Here is a 22,054-nt window from a genome sequence, read left to right on the forward strand (position 1 = left end):
CCTCACATAGAAAGGATTGATTTATATGCCAAATTTATATGATTATCGTTTATTTATTAGTCACGCATGGAAATACGGAGAAAACTATAACCGATTAATTGATTTACTAGATAATGCATCTTATTTCTCCTATTTTAATTATTCAGCACCAACCCAAAAGCCATTGTTCCCACCAGGAACTCCAAAAACCAATTTAGAAATACAAGAGCTAATTACAGCAAAAATACGACCATCTCAAATTACAATCGTGATTTCCGGAATGTATGCTGCATATAGCGATTGGATGCAGTATGAAATCAGTGAATCTGTTCGAATGGGAAAACCTATTTTAGGTATTTACCCTTGGGGACAAGATCGTGCACCTATAGCAGTAACTAACGCGGCAGATGAAATGGTTCGATGGAATACATCTTCCATAGTTAATGCAGTTCGAAAATTAGTACCTTAAATACATATTGTTGACTGTCAACTTTAATATATCACAAGAATATATATATTTCAATAAAGCTATCTAAGGTTCTCCACGGCATGTAGAGAAACAACAAAACAATATTTTTACCTAGATAACTAAAAACCGCCCGGCACGCCAATACCGAACGGTCAACATACACCCGAAGATGTACATCCATATTGCAAGTTATATTGTATCATCTTCGAGACAGTTTAACAATCAGAACATGCATTCTGTTTGTTAGCTGTTATTTTTATACCCAAAATTCAAAAGGAGATGATTTCATGCCAAGAAAAAGAAAGAAATATCCAAAATTACCAAACGGCTACGGGCAAATTCGCTATTTAGGCTCTAATCGGCGTAATCCCTACGGTGTTTATCCTCCGGCAACAGAAGAATACCCTAATGGCCAAATGAAGCCACAGAAAGCACTCTGCTACGTGCCTGACTGGCCAACAGGCTTTGCAGTCCTGACAGCCTATAGAGCTGGCACATACATACAGGGAATGGAAAAGGACATTGCTGCCATCGACAACAAGCAGAATGCAGATACTTTTATACAGGCGCTCCTTGCAAATTACAATCTAATGCAGGGAATCGAGGAAAAGCAGGAAAAAGGCAAGACGTTCGGGGAAATCTTTAAAGAATACTATTTAGACAAATTTAAGCTGGAATACGGACATAGTGGAAAGAAAAAGAGCATGGAGTACAGCATGATCGCAGCTTATAAGAACTGCGCAGAACTGCATGACAGGGAATTTATATCTCTTACGAAAAATGATCTGCAAAAAATCGTGGATGAGTGTAATCTGAAACACTCCTCTCTCGAACTGATCGTAACTCTATATCATCAAATGTACCGATACGCTCTCGCAAATGATATTTGCGAAAAGGACTACTCACAATTTATTAGCATCGAAAAACCGGATGACGATGAAAATGGAGTTCCATTTTCCGCAAATGACTTGAAAATATTATGGGAAAACAAGGATGATGAAATCGTTGAGTTCCTACTGATCATGTGCTATTCCGGGTTCCGCATATCCGCCTACGAGACGTTAGAAGTTAATTTAAAGGATAATTACTTCCGCGGTGGTGTAAAGACCGCTGCCGGAAAAGATAGAATTGTTCCAATCCACTCTGCCATTCTTCCACTCGTCAAACGCCGGATGAAACGGCGCGGTAGATTAATGGAGATTGAAATTCATAAATTCAGGACGCAAATGTATAATACACTAGAACCCCTCGGAATTGAAAAACACACACCACATGACTGCCGGCACACATTTTCAGCGCTGTGTGAAAAATACGGTATAAGAGAAAATGACAGGAAGAGAATGCTTGGTCATTCCTTTAAAGACATAACAAATAAAAAATACGGCCACAGAGAATCAGAAGATCTGAGAGAGCAAATCGAAAAGATAAAAGTAGATTTGTTGTAAACGTGTTGTAAACCGTTTCGTTATATATCATTATATACCACTGTATTTTGTGAAATCTTATCACTTGAAAACGGCGTGGTTGACAGGTTTGTTGCATTTTTCCAGTCAACCACGGGTTTTTTAGAAATCCATGCAAATTTAAGAACCCCTTAAAAAAATGTTACGTATTTGCTACGTTTTGCTACAATTTTGTTGTAAAAAAAGAAGACTGCAAATCCATCTCTGAACTTGCAGCCTTTTTCCTATTCAATCACACGAACTCTTAAAACATCCTTTATCGTGCCCAATTTTTCTTTAATCTCTTCGTTCAATCCGCCTTCAATATCAATCATCGTATAAGCGTATTCCTTCTTACTCTTATTTGTCATGTCAGAAATATTCACTCCTGCCTCTGCAAGCAAGGTTGTGAACTGACCAATCATATTCGGTACATTGTGATGGAGAATCGTGATTCTTGTCTTTCCATCACGGTATCCCATATCGCAGTTCGGATAGTTGACAGAATTTCTAATATTCCCGTTTTCCAGGAAATCCATCACTTCTTTTACTGCCATCTTTGCACAATTATCCTCCGATTCCTCTGTAGATGCCCCTAAATGCGGAATCACAATCGTTCCTTTCACGCCTGCTACCAATGGATTCGGGAAATCTGTGACATACCGTTTCACCTTTCCGCTTTCCAGTGCGTCGATCATATCTTCTTCGTTCACAAGCACATCTCGTGCGAAGTTCAATACAACCACATCTTTTTTCATCAAACTGATCGCATCTTTATTGATCATTCCTTTTGTGCTCTCCAGTGCCGGAACATGAATTGTAATGTAATCACATTCTTTATACAATTCATCCACTGTTTTTGCATGATAAATATTTCTTGATAATTTCCAGGCTGCATCTACCGAAATATAAGGGTCATAACCGTATACATCCATGCCAAGATGAGCTGCTGCGTTTGCAACGAGAACACCAATTGCGCCAAGACCGATCACTCCAAGTTTCTTTCCTTCCAATTCACAGCCCGCAAATGCCTTTTTTTGTTTCTCCGCATGTTTTGCCACATCACCGTCTTCCTCGTGCTCCTGCACCCAGTTGATTCCCCCGATAATATCTCTGGATGCGAGCAGCATACCTGCAATCACAAGTTCCTTTACACCATTTGCATTTGCTCCCGGTGTATTAAATACAACAATTCCTTCTTCTGCACATCTGTCAAGTGGAATGTTATTCACGCCTGCTCCTGCACGTGCGATTACTTTTAACTCTTTATCAAATTCCAACTCATGCATTGCAGCGCTTCTCACAAGCACTGCGTCTACACCTTCTAACTTTCCTTCAGCTTCATACTCGCCTGTAAACTGGTTTAAGCCTACTTCTGCAATTGGATTTAAACAATGAAATTTATACATATCTACAGATTCTCCTCCTCAAATTTTTTCATAAAGTCCACCAGTGCCTGAACGCCTTCTTCCGGCATCGCATTATAGATACTTGCTCTCATACCTCCAACACTTCTGTGACCTTTTAAATTCTCAAGTCCTGCCGCCTTTGCTTCTTTTACAAATTTTGCATCTAACTCGTCACTTCCTGTAACAAACGGCACATTCATAAGAGAGCGATCTTTCTTTTCCACTGTTCCTTTGAACAATTTACTTTGATCAAGAAAATCGTAAAGAATCTTTGCTTTTCTTTCATTTCTCTCTTTCATCGCTTCCAGACCACCCATCTCTTTCAGCCACTGAAATACTTTTCCACAGATATAAATTCCATAAGCAGGCGGAGTGTTGTAAAGAGAATCTGCATCAGCATGTGTCTTATATGTGAGCATCGTAGGTGTTCCCGGGAGCACATCTTCTGTAATCAAATCTTCGCGGATAATCACAATAACTACACCTGCAGGTCCGATATTCTTTTGTACACCACCATAAATAATTCCATATTTGCTGACATCTACCGGCTCTGATAAAAAGCAGGATGATACATCGGCTACAAGTGTCTTTCCTTTTGTATTTGGCAGTTCCTTAAATTTGGTTCCATAAATCGTATTATTTTCACAAATATACACATAGTCTGCATCTTCTGAGATTGGAAGATCTGAACAATCTGGTATGTAAGAAAATGTTTTATCTTCTGAAGAAGCAATTTTATTGACCTTACCATATTTTGCTGCTTCCTGGTATGCTTTTTTTGCCCATTGTCCAGTCACAATGTAGTCCGCCACCTTGTTTTTCATCAAGTTCATCGGAATCATCGCAAACTGCTGTGACGCTCCTCCCTGCAAAAACAGCACTTTATAGTTATCCGGAATATGCATGAGCTCTCTTAAATCCGACTCCGCCGTTTTGATAATCTCCTCAAATGCTTTCGATCTATGACTCATCTCCATAACCGACATTCCGCATCCCTTGTAATCTAACATCTCTTCTGCTGCTGATTTTAGAACACTTTCTGGCAATACTGCCGGTCCTGCTGAAAAATTATACACTCTGCTCATTTTTTATTCCTCCACTTCATTTTTATTTTTCTAAATCTTCTTCACTAAATGCCTCGCTGATCGCAGCCCCTGGTGCAACCATCGGCCATACTTTTTCATCACTGTCGATCTGGCAGTCAATCACAACCGGTCTCCCCATAGCCAGCGCCTCCTGGAAAGCTTTTTGAAACTCTTCCCGTGTCGCCGCACGTATTCCGACCGCCCCCATTGCTTCTGCCAATTTTACAAAGTCTACCGCATCATTTAACACGGTTGCAGAATAACGCTTTTCATAAAACAGCGTCTGCCACTGACGCACCATGCCAAGTACATGGTTATTTACCACGACTTGAATGATCGGAATATTGTATCTTGCCGCTGTTGCAATCTCATTCATATTCATTCGGAAACATCCATCTCCGGCAACATTGACCACGGTCTTGTCCGGCATCCCCATCTTTGCTCCGAGCGAAGCGCCAAGTCCATAGCCCATTGTCCCAAGACCTCCCGAAGTTAAAAACGTTCTCGGTTTTGTGTATTTATAAAATTGTGCAGCCCACATCTGATGCTGTCCGACTTCTGTTGTAATGATTGCGTCTCCGTTAGTCTGTCTGTATATTTCTTCCACAATATACGGTCCTGTAAGTCCTTCCGGATGATACGTCAGAGGATGTTTCTCTTTATATTCCTCAATCTGCTGTTTCCATTCCTCATGACTTTGCTGTTCCACCTTTTCATTCAGGATTATCAGAACTTCTTTGATATCTCCGGTCACACTCGCATCTGTGAGAATATTTTTATCTATTTCTGCCGGATCAATATCAATTTGCAGAATTTTCGCATGATGTGCAAATTTCTTTGCATTTCCAGTCACACGGTCACTGAACCTTGCACCGACCACGACCAAAAGGTCACATTGGCTCACTCCAAAATTCGACGCTTTCGTTCCATGCATTCCAAGCATTCCAGAGTACAGCTCATCTGTTCCCGGAAATGCTCCTTTTCCCATCAGAGAATCCGCCACAGGCGCATCAATTTTATGTGCAAATTCCACTAAAGACTCACTTGCTCCTGACAAAACTGCTCCGCCACCCACAAAAATATATGGTTTCTTGGCTCTCTGAATCATTTTCACCGCTGTTTCAATCTCATCTTCATCGATTTTCTTTCTCTGAATATCTGTGACGTCAATTTCTACTTTTTGATATTCACTCAGATTTGCAGTCACATCTTTCGGAATATCGATCAGAACTGGTCCCGGTCTTCCTGTCCTTGCAATCAAAAACGCTTTTCGAATCGTATCCGCCAATTTATCGACATCTTTGACGATATAATTGTGCTTTGTAATCGGCATTGTAATGCCTGCGATATCTATTTCCTGAAAACTATCTTTTCCAAGCAGGGAAACACCTACGTTACAGGTAATCGCCACTACCGGAATGGAATCCATATACGCCGTCGCAATCCCGGTTACAAGATTCGTGGCTCCCGGTCCACTTGTTGCAAGGCAGACACCTACTTTCCCGGTTGCTCTTGCATATCCGTCTGCTGCATGTGCAGCTCCCTGTTCGTGGGAAGTCAATATATGACAAATCTCATCGCTATGTTTATATAACGCATCGTATACATTTAAAATCGCACCTCCCGGATATCCAAATACAGTATCCACTCCCTGCTCTTTCAAACATTCGATCACGATTTCTGCTCCTGTTAATTGCATCTGTCTTTCTCCTTCTCTTTATCTTGGGATTTCTAATACAGCTCCTCTGTTTCCGGATGTCACCAGCGCCGCATATCTTGCCAAATAACCTGTTGTAACCTTTGGTTTTCTTGGTTTCCACTCTGCTTTCCTTTTTGCAAGCAGCTCATCCGAAACAGCCAGCTCTATTTTATTTTCCGGGATATTGATCTTAATGATATCGCCTTCTTCCACTAACGCAATTGGACCTCCCACTGCTGCTTCCGGAGACACGTGTCCGATGGATGCACCTCTTGATGCGCCACTGAAACGCCCATCCGTAATCAACGCCACACTGGAGCCGAGTCCCATACCGGCAATTGCCGATGTCGGATTGAGCATCTCCCTCATTCCAGGTCCTCCTTTCGGTCCCTCATAGCGAATGACAACCACATCACCTGCGACAATTTTTCCGCCTTTGATTGCGGCAATCGCATCTTCCTCACAGTCAAACACTCTCGCCGGACCTTCATGTACCATCATCTCTTCCACAACCGCCGAACGTTTTACAACGCCGCCATGTGGTGCAAGGTTTCCTGTGAGCACTGCAAGACCACCTGTTTCACTGTATGGATTTTCAATTTGTCTTATGACATCCGGATCTTTGTTGACACAGCCCTCAATGTTCTCACCAACTGTTTTTCCAGTTACGGTCATGCACTCTGTATATAAAAGATTCTTTTTATTTAACTCATTCATCACTGCATACACACCGCCTGCCTCGTTCAGGTCTTCCATATACGTGTGTCCTGCCGGTGCGAGATGACAGAGGTTCGGGGTCTTTGCACTGATCTCATTTGCAAATGTGATATCAAAATCCATTCCAATCTCATGTGCAATCGCCGGAAGATGTAACATACTGTTTGTCGAACAGCCCAGCGCCATATCCACAGTAAGTGCATTCAAAATCGCCTTTTCTGTCATAATATCTCTTGGCCTGATATTTTTCTCCCACAGCTCCATCACTTTCATTCCTGCGTGTTTTGCAAGGCGGATTCGTTCGGAATACACCGCCGGAATCGTTCCATTTCCTTTCAATCCCATACCAAGCACTTCCGTCAGACAGTTCATGCTGTTTGCCGTGTACATACCGGAGCAGGAACCACAAGTCGGACATGCTTTGCTCTCAAATTCCTGTACATCTTCTGCAGTCATCGTTCCCGCCGCATAGGAACCAACTGCCTCAAACATACTCGAAAGGCTTGTCTTGCATCCCTTCACTCTCCCCGCAAGCATCGGACCTCCGCTCACAAAAATCGTCGGCACATTGATTCTTGCTGCTGCCATCAAAAGTCCCGGTACATTTTTATCACAGTTCGGAATCATGACAAGCGCATCAAACTGATGTGCCATAGCCATCGCTTCCGTGGAATCTGCGATCAGGTCTCTTGTGACAAGAGAATATTTCATACCGATATGCCCCATTGCAATTCCGTCACAGACTGCAATTGCCGGAAACATAACAGGCGTTCCACCAGCCATTGCCACACCCATTTTTACCGCATTGGCAATCTTGTCAAGATTCATATGCCCCGGCACAATCTCATTGTAAGAACACACGATTCCCACTAACGGTTTTTCCAACTCTTCTTCTGTATATCCTAATGCATTGAACAACGAACGGTGCGGTGCCTGCTGCATTCCTTTTGTTACTGTATCACTTCTCATATCTGTCTCTCCCTTCGTTACGCAATTCTTTCACAGATCAGATCACCGATTTTCGCAGTGCCAACCTGTTCTTTTCCTTCTGACATGATATCGATGGTACGGTACCCATCTTTTAATACCTGACTGACTGCTTTCTCAATTGCATCCGCCTCTTTATCTAAGTCAAATGAAAATCTTAACATCATCGCCGCAGACAGTATTGTGGCAATCGGATTAGCAATTCCTTTGCCTGCAATATCCGGTGCCGAACCGCCGCTTGGCTCATATAGACCGAATTTTGTATCGTTCAAACTTGCCGAGGCAAGCATTCCGATTGAACCTGTCACCATGCTTGCCTCATCGGACAAAATGTCTCCAAACATGTTTTCTGTCAAAATCACATCAAACTGCTTTGGATCTTTTACAAGCTGCATCGCACAGTTGTCGACAAGCATATGTTCCAAAGCAACTTCTGGATATTCTTTTGCAATCTCCTCAACAATCTTTCTCCATAATCTGGAAGAATCAAGGACATTCGCTTTATCCACACTGATCACTTTTTTTCTTCGTTTCATCGCGATCTCAAATGCTCTCTTTGCAATTCTTCGAATCTCATTCTCATTGTAGGTAAGTTCGTCACATGCGGTCATAACACCATCTATCTCTTCCGTCTTTCGATTTCCAAAATACAATCCACCCGTTAGTTCTCGCATGATCATCATATCAAATCCACCTTCGGTAATCTCTTCTTTTAACGGGCATGCTCCTTTCAATTCATCATACAGCACTGCCGGTCTTAAGTTTGCAAAGAGATTCAATTCTTTTCGAATCTTTAAAAGTCCTGCCTCCGGGCGTCTGTTTGGTTCCAACTGATACCACGGTGAAACTTTTGCATCTCCTCCGATAGAGCCCATCAAAACAGCGTCACATGATTTTGCTTCCGCTACAGTCTCATCTGTCAATGGTATCCCATGTACATCAATCGAGGCGCCTCCAAGCAATAACTCTTTATATCTGTATGTATGGCCGTACACTTCTCCGACCTTATCTAATACTTTCATTGCCTCTTCTACAATTTCAGGACCAATCCCATCCCCTTTGATAATTCCAACTTTCAATTCCATATATCTCTTCCCTTCTCTTGCAAAAGTTTATAGGTCTAATCATATCGTATTTTTATTCACGTTTCAACCCTTTAATACGGAAAAGTGTATTTTTTTAGAGTATACTCTGTTTTAAGGCCAAAAAAAGAGAAGGCTAAGCCTTCCCTTTACATTCACTTATTCTTCTGTATTTGCTTTTTCTACCTGCGTAATCGCTGCTTTCTGCATCGGAATACGGCAGTTCTTGTTATTACCAAACTCTACAATTACATCCTCGTCTGTAATATCAATGATTACTCCGTAGAATCCACTTGTTGTCAACACAGTATCACCTACTGCCAGTTCAGATAACATCAACTGTATTCTCTTCTGTTCTTTCTTTTGCGGACGCATCAGTAAGAACCAAAATCCCCCAAGAATTACTGCATAAAAAATAAGCAAAAATATTGGATTATTCATCTTATTTCCTCCTACTATTTTTAAACACTATGACCATCATACACAATCTATAGACATACATCAAGTGTTTTTTTAGATTTCATAATTTTTTTATACTTCCTGAATTCCCATTCCTGCAAGTTTTTCTCTTTTGTATTCTTTATAGCGTCCTGCTTCAATCGCAGCTCTGATCTCTTCCATCATATTGTTATAGAAATACAAATTATGCAGCACACAGAGTCTCATTCCAAGCATCTCTTTTGCTTTCAAAAGATGTCTGATGTACGCTCTGCTGTATGTGCGGCATGCAGGACACTGGCAGCCCTCTTCAATCGGCGCGTCATCCAGCTCATATTTTGCATTGAACAAGTTTAATTTCCCCTGATTTGTATATACATGTCCATGTCTTCCGTTTCGGCTCGGATATACACAGTCAAAAAAGTCAACACCCCTGTCAACCGCTTCCAAAATATTTGCCGGAGTCCCTACACCCATCAGATACGTAGGTTTCTCAATCGGAAGATACGGCACAACCGCCTCCAAAATGCGATACATCTCCTCATGGGATTCTCCTACCGCAAGCCCTCCGACTGCGTATCCATCCAAATCCATCTTTGCAATCTCTTTCGCATGTTCAATACGAATATCTTCATAAATTCCGCCTTGATTAATTCCAAATAGCATCTGGTGCTGGTTGATCGTATCCGGAAGCGTATTCAATCTTGCCATCTCGGCTTTGCATCTTGCAAGCCATCTTGTTGTACGTTCCACTGAGTTCTGAATATATTCTCTTGTCGCCACACTGGATGGGCACTCATCAAATGCCATTGCAATCGTAGAAGCCAGATTGGACTGAATCTGCATACTTTCCTCCGGTCCCATAAAGATTTTTTTGCCATCAATGTGAGAGTTAAAGTACACACCTTCTTCTTTAATCTTACGAAGTCCCGCAAGCGAAAACACCTGGAACCCACCGGAATCTGTCAGAATCGGCTTATCCCATACCATAAATTTATGAAGACCGCCTAACTTTTTCACCACTTGATCTCCGGGTCTCACATGCAGATGATACGTATTGGATAACTCTACCTGCGTCTTAATTCCTTGTAAATCTTCTGTAGATACGGCGCCTTTGATTGCCGCCGCAGTTCCTACATTCATAAATACAGGGGTCTGAATGACCCCGTGCACTGTATGGAACTCGCCTCGTTTTGCGAGTCCATCTCGTTTTAATAATTTATACATGTCTTTACCTCTTTACTTTTAATAATGAATCACGACCGGGCACCCCACTTGAAGCATATCATACAATTGTCCTGCCAAAGCCGGCGGCATATTGATACAGCCGTGAGAACCTTTTCTCGTCTTATAAATCTCACCGCCAAACGCTGTCTGCCATTTGGCATCATGGAACCCAATTCCCGTCCATGTAACTCGCATCCAGTACTCTACCGGTGTCTCATATTCATAAGTTCCATCCGGTTTTTTGTCACCGCGAAGTGTTTTATTTCTCATCTTCTCCAAAATAGTATATGTACCCTGTGGCGTCACACGTTCCGGCACTGGGATTCCGGTCACTACATCCGTCTCAAGCTTCACAGTTCCATCCACGATATACCACATATGTTGTGTCGTCAAATCTACTTCCAAATATGTCGTTCCAAAATCTTGTGCTCCATGTGATGCCGCTGTCTGCGAATACACCGGCTCTCTTTCTACCCCTTCACCGGACTTGATATTATTCACCAAAGTCTCGTATTCCGCGTCTTTATCAATCTCCCAGCCATATCCTCCGCCGGACACCTCTGCAGTCTTTCCCGTCGGCGTTGTAATCGTTCTGACTTTTCCAACCGTATTATACTGATTGCACAGTTCATCAATGTACGCTCTCATCGCATCTTCCGAGAATGTGACATTCATATTCTCATCTACCGTCATCCACTGTGAGATCAGAGATTTATCTACAACTGTTTTCGGTTCTACCGTATATGTAACAGAAGCGTTCAAATAACTATTCATGCTGTCTTTTGCAGAAATAACTTCTTTTGATTCCGTAGTGAACTTCGGTGCCACATAGCACTTCTCTTTGTCCAAATCTAATGTTGCTCTAAATTGTCCTACATAATCATGTAAAACTTTTGAAAATGTTTCCTGATCAATCTGCGTTCCAAGCGTCTCAGCCTGAATCTCAAACTGCTCCCCGTTAAAAACCGGCTGTGCCGAAACCGGCGCTGTCTGGTTCTCTTCTTTCAAACAGTCCAGAGATGCCATTGCCTGGTTCAGCTTGTCTTCATTGTAGCTTACTTCCACCGTTGCCTGTGCGCTGTCATTTCCAAAAAATGCCGTAAACCATAAAAATGGATTCTGATTCTCCTTTACTTCTTCGACACCTTTTCCATTCTTGTATTGCAGATCAATCGCACTTCCCTGAATGGTCTCGGTCTTTCCATCTCTTTCTTTTAATGTCAGCGTATAATCACTCACCTGTTTCTTCATATAGTTTTCTACGTCTTTCACAGTCTTTCCTGAAAAACTGACATCATTGATCTTTGTTTCAAAGTAAAAATGGTTGATAAAAAAGAGGGAAAATCCCAAATAAATAAGACCTATTGCTCCTAAGATGCCTGCGATAATGATTCTGCCACGTTTCTTTTTTCCATGCTTTTCCCCATGGTTTTTGACTTCCTTATCGAAGCTTGTGTCATCATTCAAGAAGAAAATCTCACTCTCCGTCTCTTCCTCTGATTCTTCCTCTTCTTTCGACTCGGCAGTCTCCTCTGATTCCGAAGCTTTTGGCGTCTCTTCGTCCTCTGAGTCAGCAATGCTTTCCATGATTTCTTTCATAGTTTCTTCTACGATCTCGTCTGATGATCTTTCTTCTTTTTGTCGTTCTTTATCGCTCATTTAGTATAACTCCTCTTATCCTTAATCCATATGTTGATATTATAATACGAACATATGGAAAAGTACAGTACAAAATCATTAATAATACTTAATAAAATTGTTACATTTCACGAACAACAATTGCTTTTTTCTCCAATTCATGTATAATAATATTTGTGTGCCTTCAGTTAAGAAATACTAAACTTTTTGTTTATTTTTACTTTTACAGGCGCACTCTACTACTCTGTTGCAGATTAGAAAGGATTACTTTATGAATATCGGAAATAAGATCAAAGAACTTCGAATCGAAAGAAATTTGACACAGGAAGAATTAGCTAATCGAGCAGAACTGTCGAAGGGATTCATCTCACAGTTAGAGCGAAATCTGACTTCCCCTTCTATCGCAACTTTAATTGATATTCTTCAGTGCCTCGGTACAAATCTGACCGAATTCTTTGCCGAAGAGTCCGATGAACAGATCGTCTTTCGCAAAGATGATTTTTTTGTAAAAAAGGACACAGAACTTCGCAACACCATTGAATGGATCATTCCAAACGCTCAAAAGAATATGATGGAACCAATCCTGCTTACATTGGAAGCTGGAGGCTCCACTTACTTAGACGTCCCCCACGAAGGGGAAGAATTCGGTTATGTTCTGCAGGGAAGCATTCAGATCCATGTGGGCAGGAAAGTACACACTGCCAAAAAAGGGGAATCTTTTTACTTCATTCCCCATTCGGAACATTATATAACAGCAAATAAAACAAACGGTGCAAAGATTATATGGGTGACAACCCCACCGAGTTTTTAATACAAGGAGGATTTTATATGGCGAGAAAATTAATTGACATTTCACACATTTCGAAATCGTACGGAGACAACCTTGTGTTGGACGATTTGAACCTATATATTAATGAAAACAAATTTTTAACACTGTTGGGACCAAGCGGCTGCGGAAAGACTACACTGCTCCGTATCCTGGGAGGATTTGAGACTCCGGACAACGGGAAAATTATTTTTGACGGAAAGGATATCACCAACCTTGCCCCAAATAAACGCCAGCTTAATACGGTATTTCAAAAATACGCATTGTTTTCCCATATGTCTATTGCTGATAATATTGCATTTGGATTGAAAATCAAAGGCAAATCAAAAGCTTATATCAACGATAAAATCAAGTATGCATTAAAACTTGTAAATTTAGATGGATTTGAAAATCGAACTCCGGATTCTCTAAGCGGAGGTCAGCAGCAGCGAATTGCCATTGCACGGGCAATTGTAAACGAACCGAAAGTACTACTGTTGGATGAGCCTTTAGGCGCACTGGATTTAAAACTTCGCCAGGATATGCAGTATGAGTTAATCCGCTTAAAGAACGAACTCGGCATAACATTTGTCTATGTCACACATGATCAGGAAGAGGCGCTTACGATGTCTGACACTATTGTCGTCATGAATCAGGGTTACATCCAACAGATCGGGACACCGGAAGACATCTACAACGAGCCGGAAAATGCATTTGTTGCAGATTTTATTGGTGAAAGTAATATTCTCCCTGCAATCATGGTTGAAGATAAACTGGTAAAAATTCTCGGCGTGAATTTTCCATGCGTGGATACTGGGTTTGGAAAAAATAAACCGGTAGATGCGGTCATCCGTCCGGAAGATATTGATTTAGTCAAGCCGGAAGAAGGTATTTTGGAAGGAATTGTCACACATTTGATTTTCAAAGGTGTCCATTATGAGATGGAAGTCACTGCAAATAATTTCGAATGGCTGGTGCACAGTACAGATATGGTTCCTGTCGGAACACCGGTCGGCATTAAAGTGGATCCGTTCGATATCCAGATTATGAAAAAACCAGAATCCAAAGATGAGGAGGCTGTTATCATTGAAGAATAAGAAAAAACTTTTGACAGGACCTTACTTATTCTGGGCTGTCTCATTCATTATCATTCCATTGTTTATGATACTTTATTATGGTCTGACAAATGAAAAGAAAGAATTCACCTTACTGAATCTTGCAAAAATAACGACTCCGGAAAATTTAAAAGCACTTGGTCTGGCGCTTCTGCTGTCGCTTGTCAGCACTGCGATCTGTCTGATCCTGGCGTATCCGCTTGCTATGATACTCGCTTCAAAAAGCATGAATCAGACAAGCTTTATCGTCTTGATCTTCATCCTCCCGATGTGGATGAATTTCCTGCTTCGTACCCTTGCATGGCAGACATTGCTTGAGAAAAACGGAGTTATCAACAGCGTATTGTCTTTTTTACATCTGCCGACGCAGTCCATGATCAATACGCCTTCTGCGATCATTCTTGGTATGGTATATAATTTTTTGCCGTTTATGGTGCTTCCAATTTATAATGTCATTGTAAAAATTGACAAAGATGTCATTTCTGCGGCAAAAGATCTAGGCGCAAACAATGTACAGACTTTTTTGAAAATCATACTGCCGCTTACTACTTCTGGGATCATCAGTGGGATTACGATGGTATTTGTGCCTGCTCTCACTACCTTTGTTATCTCGGATTTGCTCGGCGGAAGTAAGATTCTGTTGATTGGAAATGTCATCGAGCAGGAATTTAAGCAGAGCAGTAACTGGAACGTCGGTTCCGGGCTTTCACTTGTGCTGATGATATTCATTATCGCAAGCATGGCACTGATTGCCAAATACGATAAAGATGGAGAGGGAACCGCATTCTAATGAAAAAGACATTACAAAATATTTACTTATCACTAATCATCTTTTTGTTATACGCCCCAATCGTGACACTTGTTGTTTTGTCCTTTAACAACTCAAAGACACGTGCAAAATGGGGAGGCTTTACCGGAAAATGGTATATTTCCCTTTTCCAAAACGAGCAGATTATGAGCGCTCTTTATACAACGCTTGTCATCGCACTGTTGTCTGCTCTTATTGCAACCCTGATCGGCACTGCCGCTGCGATCGGCATTCAGGGAATGAAGAGAAAATCCCGCACGATTGCAATGGGAATCACCAATATTCCGATGTTAAATGCAGATATCGTGACCGGTATCTCATTGATGCTTTTATTTATCGCTGTCGGATCCGGCTTAAAATATCTGGGTATTAATTTTTCACTGGGATTTGCAACTGTGCTGATCGCACACATAACGTTTAATATTCCATACGTCATTTTGAGTGTTATGCCAAAGCTCAAACAAACCAAACGCAGCACTTATGAAGCCGCACTCGACCTCGGCGCATCTCCGATTTACGCCTTTTTTAAAGTTGTATTTCCGGATATTCTGCCGGGCGTGTTCTCAGGATTTTTGCTGGCATTTACCATGTCTTTGGACGATTTTGTCATCACCCACTTTACAAAAGGTCCGGGTGTCGATACGTTATCAACCAAAATTTACAGTGAAGTCCGCAAAGGAATCAAACCGGAAATGTATGCACTTTCCACTTTGTTGTTTGTGTCCGTGCTGATTCTGCTGATTCTGATCAACGTATCACCAAACAAAAAAGGCAGCACCGACAAAACACTGAATGTGAAAAAATCTCAGAAAGCCGTTCACTTTGTACTTCGCAAAGTTGTTCCGGCGATTATGGCAGTCGTGGTCATTGCCGGTGGAATTTTCTATAGTTCCAAAGAAGATTTAAGCGGAACCAATCAGGTCATCGTCTATAACTGGGGAGAATATCTCGATCCGGAAGTTATCACTCTGTTTGAAAAAGAGACCGGGATCAATGTCGTATATGAAGAATTTGAGACAAATGAGATCATGTACCCCAAAGTACAGTCCGGCGCTATCGCATACGATGTGGTATGCCCATCTGACTATATGATCCAACGTATGATTGAAAATGATCTTCTAGCAGAACTGAACTTTGATAACATTCCGAACGTCAAAAACATTGGTCAAGAATATTTCAAGCAATCCAGACAGTTTGACTCCGAAAATAAATATTCGGTGCCTTATTGCTGGGGAACTGTTGGAATTCTCTACAATAAAACAATGGTTGATGAGCCAATCGACAGTTGGAGCGTTCTGTGGGATGAAAAATATATAGATAACATTTTAATGCAGGACAGCGTCCGTGACGCCTTTGCTGTAGCTCTTAAATATAAAGGGCACCCTTTAAATTCGACAGATCTCGACGAATTAGAGGAGGCAAAAGAACTTCTGATCGAACAGAAACCACTCGTGCAGGCTTATGTAATCGATCAGGTTCGCGACAAAATGATTGGAAACGAAGCGGCTATCGGAGTAATTTATTCCGGCGAAGCAATTTATACACAACTGGAAAATCCAAATTTGGAATATGTCATTCCAAAGGAGGGTTCCAATGTTTGGATCGACTCCTGGGTAATTCCAAAAAATGCTAAGCACAAAGAAAATGCAGAAGCTTTCATCAACTTTTTATGTCGACCGGACATCGCCAAAATGAATTTTGATTATATTACCTATTCCACACCAAACACCGCTGCTCGAGAACTGATCGAAGATCCGGCTATCCGAAACAGCAAAATCGCATTTCCTGATGCAAGCGAACTGGAACGCTGCGAGACCTTTCAGTTCCTGGGAGATAAAAACGATGCCATTTATAATAAGCTTTGGCGCGAAATCAAATCCCAATAGCTTCTTTTGAGGCAGAAAGAGAGTTTTTATGAAACGAATTTTTTCCTATACCATCTCGGCTAAATACAACAATTGTACCCTGATTTCTTTTCTAAAGGAATCAGGGTATTCCAGTCAGGTGATCACACATTTAAAACACACAGAGAACGGAATTTTATTAAACAAGACCTGGGCAAGAGTCCGCGATATCCTGCACACAGATGATATTTTAACCATCACATTAGAAGAAAAGACTTCTTCTGAAAATATCGTTGCATCGCCTCTTCCACTTCATATCGTCTATGAAGATGAAGATTTGATGGTTATAAATAAACCGGCAGATATGCCGATCCACCCTTCACAGGGCAATTACGACAACACGCTTGCCAATGCAGTCGCTTACTATTATGCACAAAAAGGGGAGCCTTTCACTTACCGCTGTATCAACCGCTTAGATCGTGATACAACCGGACTTTTAATTCTCGCAAAACATATGTATAGTGCCTCCCTCCTCTCGGACATGGTAAAAAACCGAAAAATCCACCGGGAATATCTCGCAGTTGCGGAAGGCAAGACCCCTTCATCCGGCATCATTGATGCGCCAATCAGAAGAGTAGACGGTTCCACTATCGAGCGTCAGGTTGACTATGAACAAGGTGACTATGCCTGCACTCATTACAAACGTCTTTGCTATAAAAACGGATATTCACTTGTATCCCTGACATTAAAGACCGGCCGTACCCACCAGATACGCGTACATATGAAACACATTGGTCATCCGCTTCCCGGTGATTTCTTATACAATCCCAACTACCACGTCATCAAACGTCAGGCGCTGCATTCTCACTGTCTGTCATTCGAACATCCAATCACCAAAGAACCGCTGACATTCTCCTCTCCTCTTCCAGATGATATGGCAATTTTTTTCAATAATACAAATCAGGAGACAGTCAATTGACTGTCTCCCAACTATATTTCTTATATTTTTATACGTTAAAACATCCTCCACCAACAAATTCCCGCAAAAGAGAATTCGCCGGAATATTTTCACTTCCCACACCAATAAAATAGTCCAAAAACTTCAACAGACGTTTCGCTTCCACATATTCCTCGCAGTCTTTCTCAATTCCAAACAAAATCGGTTCCGCATATAATTTCAACACTGCCAACTCATAAATGAGCGCAGAATTAAACATTACATCTGCATCCTCCTGATAAGGAAAAATATTCTCTTCCTCCCCTTTTCTCACGGAAGGCCACATCGCGATTGTCTGTTTTGCAGAAGCGCCACGGGTTCTTGCATCTCTGACCATGCGCCGTATCAGGCGCCCATCCGTTGTCGGAATGCGATTGTGTTCATCGATATTCAACTGTGTCAATGCACTGATATAAATCTTAAACTTATTTTCTTTGGAGAGTTTATACGTCATGGCATCATTCAGACAATGAATCCCCTCAATCACAAGCACATCCTGTTCCCCAAGCTTTTTAGTCTCGCCGGAATATTCTCTTTTTCCTGTTTTAAAATTAAATGTAGGGAGCGCCACTTCTTTTCCTGACAAAAGATCTAACATATCCTGATTGAACAATTCCGCATCAATCGCTTCCAAACATTCAAAGTTATAATTGCCATCTTTGTCTTTCGGAGTCTTTTCCCGTTCAACAAAATAATTGTCTACGGCGATTGGATGCGGAACAAGTCCGTTCGCCCGCAGCTGAATCGAAAGCCGATGCGAAAAGGTTGTTTTTCCTGAAGAAGACGGCCCTGCGATCAGCACAAATTTGATGTCTGATTTATTTGCAATCATCTCCGCTATCTCCGCAATCTTCTTCTCCTGCATCGCTTCCTGCACAAGGATCATATCCTGAATATCCCCATTAGTAATCTTGTCATTCAGCGCGCCTACTGTCTCAATATTTTGTATGTCTCCCCACTTGGTCGATTCTTTCAGAACCTGAAATAATTTATGCTGTGGTCTGAAAGGCGGAACGACTGTCGGCGCATCTTTTTCCGGCATCTGAATTACAAAGCCTTCATCATACAGATGCAGTTCAAAGTATGGCAGGTACGATGCATCCGGCACCATATATCCATAATAATAGTCCTCAAACTCATTCATACTATAAATATTGACTTTTGACACTCTTCGGTATTCAAAAAGTCTTTCTTTATCGTGCATTCCATGTTTGTGGAATAAAGCAATTGCCTCATCCGTATGAATCGTACGTTTGTCAATCGGCATCTTTTCCACAACCATCTCTAACATGCGGCTCTTCACCTTGTCAAGGAACCGCTGATCTACTGCGACATCCCCTTCGATTGTGCAATAATACCCCTTGCTCAAAGAAAAATGAATACGTACCTTCCAAATATCTTTATGTTCACAGACATCATAGATTGCTTTTACAAGCATCAAACACATGCTTCTTCGATATGTCTGGTTTCCCACGGAATCCCCCGTCGTAACAAATCGTAAAGTACAGTCTTTTGTGACTCCTTTTCTTAACTCCTGAAGCTTTTTATCTTCAAACACTAAGACAATCTCATTTTCATATTGTTTTTGGTATTCCTTTGCAATTTTCGCAAAAGTCGTCCCTTCCTCATACTGCTTTACTTCATTCCCTACTTTTACCTGATATACCTTTCTATCCATGTGCTACTCCTTTCTTACAGCTATACTGTCTGAAACGGCTGTACAATCTCTGCTTTTTCTATCTTAACGCACGACAGATGACTCTCTAAAAACATCGCCATATCTTCTATGAAAATATGCTCCAATCCATAGTGCCCTGCATCTATTATGTCAAGTCCTCTTGCAACTGCGTCAATTCCCTCATGATGTCCAATATCTCCAGTCACAAGTACCTCTGCTCCCGTCTGAAGTGCAGTGTCAATCATACTCTTACCCGACCCCGGAGAAATTGCTGCACGTGTCACTTTCCTTTCTATATCACCAAATACCTTTACATCAGGCAGATGAAACTTCTCTTTTACCAGTTCACAGCACTCACCCAAAGTCATCTCATGTTTTAAAAGCCCTACTCTTCCAATCCCCTGATTATTTTCCGGAATCGTCACCTCCAAAGGCTCCGCCTGCACAAGTTCCATCATTTTTCCCGACAGCTCCGCCATGCCAAGCACATCGTAATTCGTGTGCATTGCATAATATGATATGTCATGCTGTAACAATTTCACAACGCGATTGCTGATAAAATGCTCATCCGTAACCGTTTTCAACGGCGAAAAAATAAGTGGATGATGCGTGACAAGCATATCTGCATTTCCCCTTATCGCCGCCTCAATAATCTCATCGGTCGCATCCAGCGCCACATAAATACGCTTTACTTCTTTTTCAGTGCGTCCCACCAAAAGTCCGACGTTATCCCAAGCCAACGCTGCCTCTTTTGGATATGTACCCTCAATCACATCAATTATCTCTCTACAAAGCATATGTTTCCCTCTCTTAATAAATTCCAAGCGCCTCTTTTGTCTGTGCTGTCTCATTTTCAAGTTCCGCTATCCGGGATGCAATATGTATTCCTTCTTCCTTCCTTAGCTGTCTGCAAATTTGCTCTTTTGTCTTTTCTTCCTTTTCTAAAAACAATTTTAAAACAGGATGTTTTTCTCTGAGTAACAACTTCCCATACCGCAGTTCTAATGTACTGTATTCCTCAGCAGACCCGTTTGCCACCTTCATCATCGGATAAAATTTTCCATCCTCCAAAACCATATCTTCTGCTATAATGCGGTAATTATGTTCACACAGATACTGGCGCACCTTTGCAATTTCAGACTGTGGCTGCAGAATGAATTCCGTCAGATTTCTGAAAATCTCTTCTCCATCCTCCATGATCTTTATGACAAGACCACCACCCATTCCGGCGACAATGACACAGTCACATTCTCCTATCTGTAGTTTTTGAACCCCGTCTGACAGTCTAGTCTTAATCTGCTCCCCCAAACCGTGCATCCGAATATGTGCTTCTGCACGGTCCAAAGGTCCCCGATTGATATCCATCGCAATCGCGCATTTATTTTTTCCAGACTCTACCAGATAGATTGGAATATAACCATGGTCTGTTCCGACATCCGCGACTGTCACTCCATTGCTCACAAGATCTGCAACTGCCTGTAATCTCTTTGATAGCTCCATACAAATACCCTAATCCAAATAATCACGAAGTTTACGGCTTCTGCTTGGATGACGGAGTTTTCGAAGCGCTTTCGCCTCAATCTGACGGATTCTTTCACGGGTGACGTCAAATTCTTTTCCGACTTCTTCCAATGTACGTGCACGTCCATCGTTCATACCAAAACGAAGACGCAATACTTTCTGTTCTCTGTCAGTCAACGTATCCAACACTTCTCCCAATTGCTCTTTCAGCAACGTTGCTGCTGCTGCCTCAGCCGGCACCGGAACATTGTCATCCTGAATAAAATCTCCCAAATGACTGTCCTCTTCTTCACCGATCGGTGTTTCCAAAGATACAGGTTCCTGAGAAATCTTCAAAATCTCGCGTACTCTTTCCACCGGCATGTCCAGTTCTTCTGCAATCTCCTCCGGCAACGGCTCACGCCCCAATTCCTGCAGCAGCTGTCTTGATACGCGAATCAATTTGTTAATTGTCTCCACCATATGAACCGGAATACGAATGGTTCTCGCCTGATCTGCAATCGCTCTCGTAATTGCCTGTCTGATCCACCATGTCGCATACGTACTGAATTTGAATCCTTTCTGATAATCAAACTTTTCAACCGCTTTGATCAATCCCAAATTTCCTTCCTGAATCAAGTCAAGAAATAACATTCCACGTCCCACATAGCGTTTCGCAATGCTGACAACAAGACGAAGATTTGCCTCTGCAAGCCTCTTTTTCGCATCTTCATCACCTTCTGCCATCCGTTTCGCCAGTTCAATTTCTTCCTCTGCACTCAACAATGGCACTTTACCGATTTCTTTCAGATACATACGCACCGGATCTTCGATGCTGATTCCATCCGGCACAGACAAATCAATCTTTTCCATGTCAACTTCATCTTCATCCGTCAACAAAATCTCCACATCATCTGCATCATCCGTGTCCGGACTGATTCTGAGTACATCAATATTCTGCGATTCCAAATACTCGAATATTTTCTCCATCTGTTCTGCTTCCAGCTCCATATCTGAGAAAACTTCATTGATCTCCTGTATCTCAAGAATACTTTTCTTCTTCTTCCCTAAAGCAACCAGATTTTTCAATTTTTCCTCAAATTTTATAGCTCTTTCTTCCATGTAGTGTCCATCC

19 protein-coding genes are annotated in these 22,054 nt (G+C 41.7%); 7 read left to right on the plus strand and 12 right to left on the minus strand.

What is annotated here, in order from left to right; translation table 11 throughout:
- The first annotated feature begins 25 nt into the window (after window positions 1–25).
- Both AC6I5B_RS10575 and AC6I5B_RS10580 read left to right on the plus strand, forming a co-directional pair.
- Window positions 26–448, plus strand: a complete 423-nt coding sequence (locus AC6I5B_RS10575) for a TIR domain-containing protein (RefSeq protein WP_071143678.1) — start codon at window positions 26–28, stop codon at window positions 446–448.
- A 287-nt stretch (window positions 449–735) separates the two neighbouring features.
- Window positions 736–1,893, plus strand: coding sequence for a tyrosine-type recombinase/integrase (locus AC6I5B_RS10580; protein ID WP_497773340.1), 1,158 nt, complete (start codon window positions 736–738; stop codon window positions 1,891–1,893).
- A 242-nt stretch (window positions 1,894–2,135) separates the two neighbouring features.
- On the opposite strand, the gene AC6I5B_RS10585 is transcribed toward AC6I5B_RS10580, so the two are convergent.
- From AC6I5B_RS10585 to AC6I5B_RS10620, 8 genes are all read right to left on the minus strand, one after another.
- Window positions 2,136–3,299, minus strand: a complete 1,164-nt coding sequence (locus tag AC6I5B_RS10585; RefSeq protein ID WP_004612341.1) for a phosphoglycerate dehydrogenase — start codon at window positions 3,297–3,299, stop codon at window positions 2,136–2,138.
- Window positions 3,300–3,301: 2 nt separating this feature from the next.
- Window positions 3,302–4,384, minus strand: coding sequence for a 3-phosphoserine/phosphohydroxythreonine transaminase (gene serC, locus AC6I5B_RS10590; RefSeq protein WP_004612340.1), 1,083 nt, complete (start codon window positions 4,382–4,384; stop codon window positions 3,302–3,304).
- Between the two features lie 22 nt (window positions 4,385–4,406).
- Window positions 4,407–6,083: a biosynthetic-type acetolactate synthase large subunit gene (ilvB, locus tag AC6I5B_RS10595; protein WP_004612339.1), complete on the minus strand. Its 1,677-nt coding sequence runs from the start codon at window positions 6,081–6,083 to the stop codon at window positions 4,407–4,409.
- A gap of 18 nt (window positions 6,084–6,101) precedes the next feature.
- Window positions 6,102–7,769, minus strand: coding sequence for a dihydroxy-acid dehydratase (ilvD, locus tag AC6I5B_RS10600; protein WP_004612338.1), 1,668 nt, complete (start codon window positions 7,767–7,769; stop codon window positions 6,102–6,104).
- Window positions 7,770–7,786: 17 nt separating this feature from the next.
- A complete protein-coding gene (leuB, locus tag AC6I5B_RS10605; protein WP_004612337.1) occupies window positions 7,787–8,872 on the minus strand; it encodes a 3-isopropylmalate dehydrogenase in 1,086 nt (361 codons plus the stop codon).
- 156 nt (window positions 8,873–9,028) lie between these two features.
- A complete protein-coding gene (yajC, locus tag AC6I5B_RS10610) occupies window positions 9,029–9,310 on the minus strand; it encodes a preprotein translocase subunit YajC (protein WP_004612336.1) in 282 nt (93 codons plus the stop codon).
- A 90-nt stretch (window positions 9,311–9,400) separates the two neighbouring features.
- Complete coding sequence (tgt, locus tag AC6I5B_RS10615) at window positions 9,401–10,534, minus strand: tRNA guanosine(34) transglycosylase Tgt (RefSeq protein ID WP_004613545.1); 1,134 nt, start codon at window positions 10,532–10,534, stop codon at window positions 9,401–9,403.
- Between the two features lie 18 nt (window positions 10,535–10,552).
- The gene (locus tag AC6I5B_RS10620) at window positions 10,553–12,193 is read right to left on the minus strand and encodes a L,D-transpeptidase family protein (RefSeq protein ID WP_270651326.1); all 1,641 of its coding nucleotides are present in this window, start codon (window positions 12,191–12,193) and stop codon (window positions 10,553–10,555) included.
- Window positions 12,194–12,443: 250 nt separating this feature from the next.
- Between AC6I5B_RS10620 and AC6I5B_RS10625 the strand changes: the two genes are divergently transcribed.
- From AC6I5B_RS10625 to AC6I5B_RS10645, 5 genes are read left to right on the plus strand one after another with little or no spacing between them, the layout of a single operon-like run.
- Window positions 12,444–12,983 (plus strand): helix-turn-helix domain-containing protein, encoded by a 540-nt coding sequence (locus AC6I5B_RS10625; RefSeq protein WP_071143911.1) that lies wholly within the window; start codon window positions 12,444–12,446, stop codon window positions 12,981–12,983.
- 17 nt (window positions 12,984–13,000) lie between these two features.
- A complete protein-coding gene (locus AC6I5B_RS10630) occupies window positions 13,001–14,074 on the plus strand; it encodes an ABC transporter ATP-binding protein (RefSeq protein WP_022250295.1) in 1,074 nt (357 codons plus the stop codon).
- Entirely contained in the window at window positions 14,046–14,882 is an 837-nt protein-coding gene (locus AC6I5B_RS10635) for an ABC transporter permease (RefSeq protein WP_044987609.1), read from the plus strand. The genes AC6I5B_RS10630 and AC6I5B_RS10635 overlap by 29 nt, the downstream gene beginning before the upstream one ends.
- On the plus strand, window positions 14,882–16,786 hold the full coding sequence (locus tag AC6I5B_RS10640; protein WP_071143910.1) for an extracellular solute-binding protein: 1,905 nt from the start codon (window positions 14,882–14,884) through the stop codon (window positions 16,784–16,786). Before AC6I5B_RS10635 ends, AC6I5B_RS10640 begins: the two co-directional genes overlap by 1 nt.
- 28 nt (window positions 16,787–16,814) lie before the next feature.
- Complete coding sequence (locus AC6I5B_RS10645; protein ID WP_071143909.1) at window positions 16,815–17,723, plus strand: RluA family pseudouridine synthase; 909 nt, start codon at window positions 16,815–16,817, stop codon at window positions 17,721–17,723.
- Window positions 17,724–17,751: 28 nt separating this feature from the next.
- Here the strand turns inward: AC6I5B_RS10645 and AC6I5B_RS10650 are convergent, their stop codons facing one another.
- Genes AC6I5B_RS10650 through rpoD form a run of 4 tightly spaced genes read right to left on the minus strand, consistent with a single transcriptional unit; the run spans window position 17,752 to window position 22,041 of the window.
- Entirely contained in the window at window positions 17,752–19,419 is a 1,668-nt protein-coding gene (locus AC6I5B_RS10650; protein ID WP_071143908.1) for a nucleoside kinase, read from the minus strand.
- A 20-nt stretch (window positions 19,420–19,439) separates the two neighbouring features.
- Entirely contained in the window at window positions 19,440–20,216 is a 777-nt protein-coding gene (locus tag AC6I5B_RS10655) for a Nif3-like dinuclear metal center hexameric protein (protein WP_022250299.1), read from the minus strand.
- Between the two features lie 13 nt (window positions 20,217–20,229).
- Window positions 20,230–20,919, minus strand: coding sequence for a tRNA (adenine(22)-N(1))-methyltransferase (locus AC6I5B_RS10660; RefSeq protein ID WP_071143907.1), 690 nt, complete (start codon window positions 20,917–20,919; stop codon window positions 20,230–20,232).
- Between the two features lie 9 nt (window positions 20,920–20,928).
- Window positions 20,929–22,041 (minus strand): RNA polymerase sigma factor RpoD, encoded by a 1,113-nt coding sequence (rpoD, locus tag AC6I5B_RS10665; RefSeq protein WP_004613558.1) that lies wholly within the window; start codon window positions 22,039–22,041, stop codon window positions 20,929–20,931.
- Between the last annotated feature and the right edge of the window lie 13 nt (window positions 22,042–22,054).

Source organism: Faecalimonas nexilis (genome assembly GCF_059731825.1).

Excerpts from the sequence above, each read along its gene's own strand:
- AC6I5B_RS10575 (WP_071143678.1), top strand. The coding sequence starts at position 26 with ATGCCAAATTTATATGATTATCGTTTATTTATTAGTCACGCATGGAAA.
- AC6I5B_RS10580 (WP_497773340.1), top strand. The coding sequence starts at position 736 with ATGCCAAGAAAAAGAAAGAAATATCCAAAATTACCAAACGGCTACGGG.
- AC6I5B_RS10585 (WP_004612341.1), bottom strand. The coding sequence starts at position 3,299 with ATGTATAAATTTCATTGTTTAAATCCAATTGCAGAAGTAGGCTTAAAC.
- serC (WP_004612340.1), bottom strand. The coding sequence starts at position 4,384 with ATGAGCAGAGTGTATAATTTTTCAGCAGGACCGGCAGTATTGCCAGAA.
- ilvB (WP_004612339.1), bottom strand. The coding sequence starts at position 6,083 with ATGCAATTAACAGGAGCAGAAATCGTGATCGAATGTTTGAAAGAGCAG.
- ilvD (WP_004612338.1), bottom strand. The coding sequence starts at position 7,769 with ATGAGAAGTGATACAGTAACAAAAGGAATGCAGCAGGCACCGCACCGT.
- leuB (WP_004612337.1), bottom strand. The coding sequence starts at position 8,872 with ATGGAATTGAAAGTTGGAATTATCAAAGGGGATGGGATTGGTCCTGAA.
- yajC (WP_004612336.1), bottom strand. The coding sequence starts at position 9,310 with ATGAATAATCCAATATTTTTGCTTATTTTTTATGCAGTAATTCTTGGG.
- tgt (WP_004613545.1), bottom strand. The coding sequence starts at position 10,534 with ATGTATAAATTATTAAAACGAGATGGACTCGCAAAACGAGGCGAGTTC.
- AC6I5B_RS10620 (WP_270651326.1), bottom strand. The coding sequence starts at position 12,193 with ATGAGCGATAAAGAACGACAAAAAGAAGAAAGATCATCAGACGAGATC.
- AC6I5B_RS10625 (WP_071143911.1), top strand. The coding sequence starts at position 12,444 with ATGAATATCGGAAATAAGATCAAAGAACTTCGAATCGAAAGAAATTTG.
- AC6I5B_RS10630 (WP_022250295.1), top strand. The coding sequence starts at position 13,001 with ATGGCGAGAAAATTAATTGACATTTCACACATTTCGAAATCGTACGGA.
- AC6I5B_RS10635 (WP_044987609.1), top strand. The coding sequence starts at position 14,046 with ATGAGGAGGCTGTTATCATTGAAGAATAAGAAAAAACTTTTGACAGGA.
- AC6I5B_RS10640 (WP_071143910.1), top strand. The coding sequence starts at position 14,882 with ATGAAAAAGACATTACAAAATATTTACTTATCACTAATCATCTTTTTG.
- AC6I5B_RS10645 (WP_071143909.1), top strand. The coding sequence starts at position 16,815 with ATGAAACGAATTTTTTCCTATACCATCTCGGCTAAATACAACAATTGT.
- AC6I5B_RS10650 (WP_071143908.1), bottom strand. The coding sequence starts at position 19,419 with ATGGATAGAAAGGTATATCAGGTAAAAGTAGGGAATGAAGTAAAGCAG.
- AC6I5B_RS10655 (WP_022250299.1), bottom strand. The coding sequence starts at position 20,216 with ATGCTTTGTAGAGAGATAATTGATGTGATTGAGGGTACATATCCAAAA.
- AC6I5B_RS10660 (WP_071143907.1), bottom strand. The coding sequence starts at position 20,919 with ATGGAGCTATCAAAGAGATTACAGGCAGTTGCAGATCTTGTGAGCAAT.
- rpoD (WP_004613558.1), bottom strand. The coding sequence starts at position 22,041 with ATGGAAGAAAGAGCTATAAAATTTGAGGAAAAATTGAAAAATCTGGTT.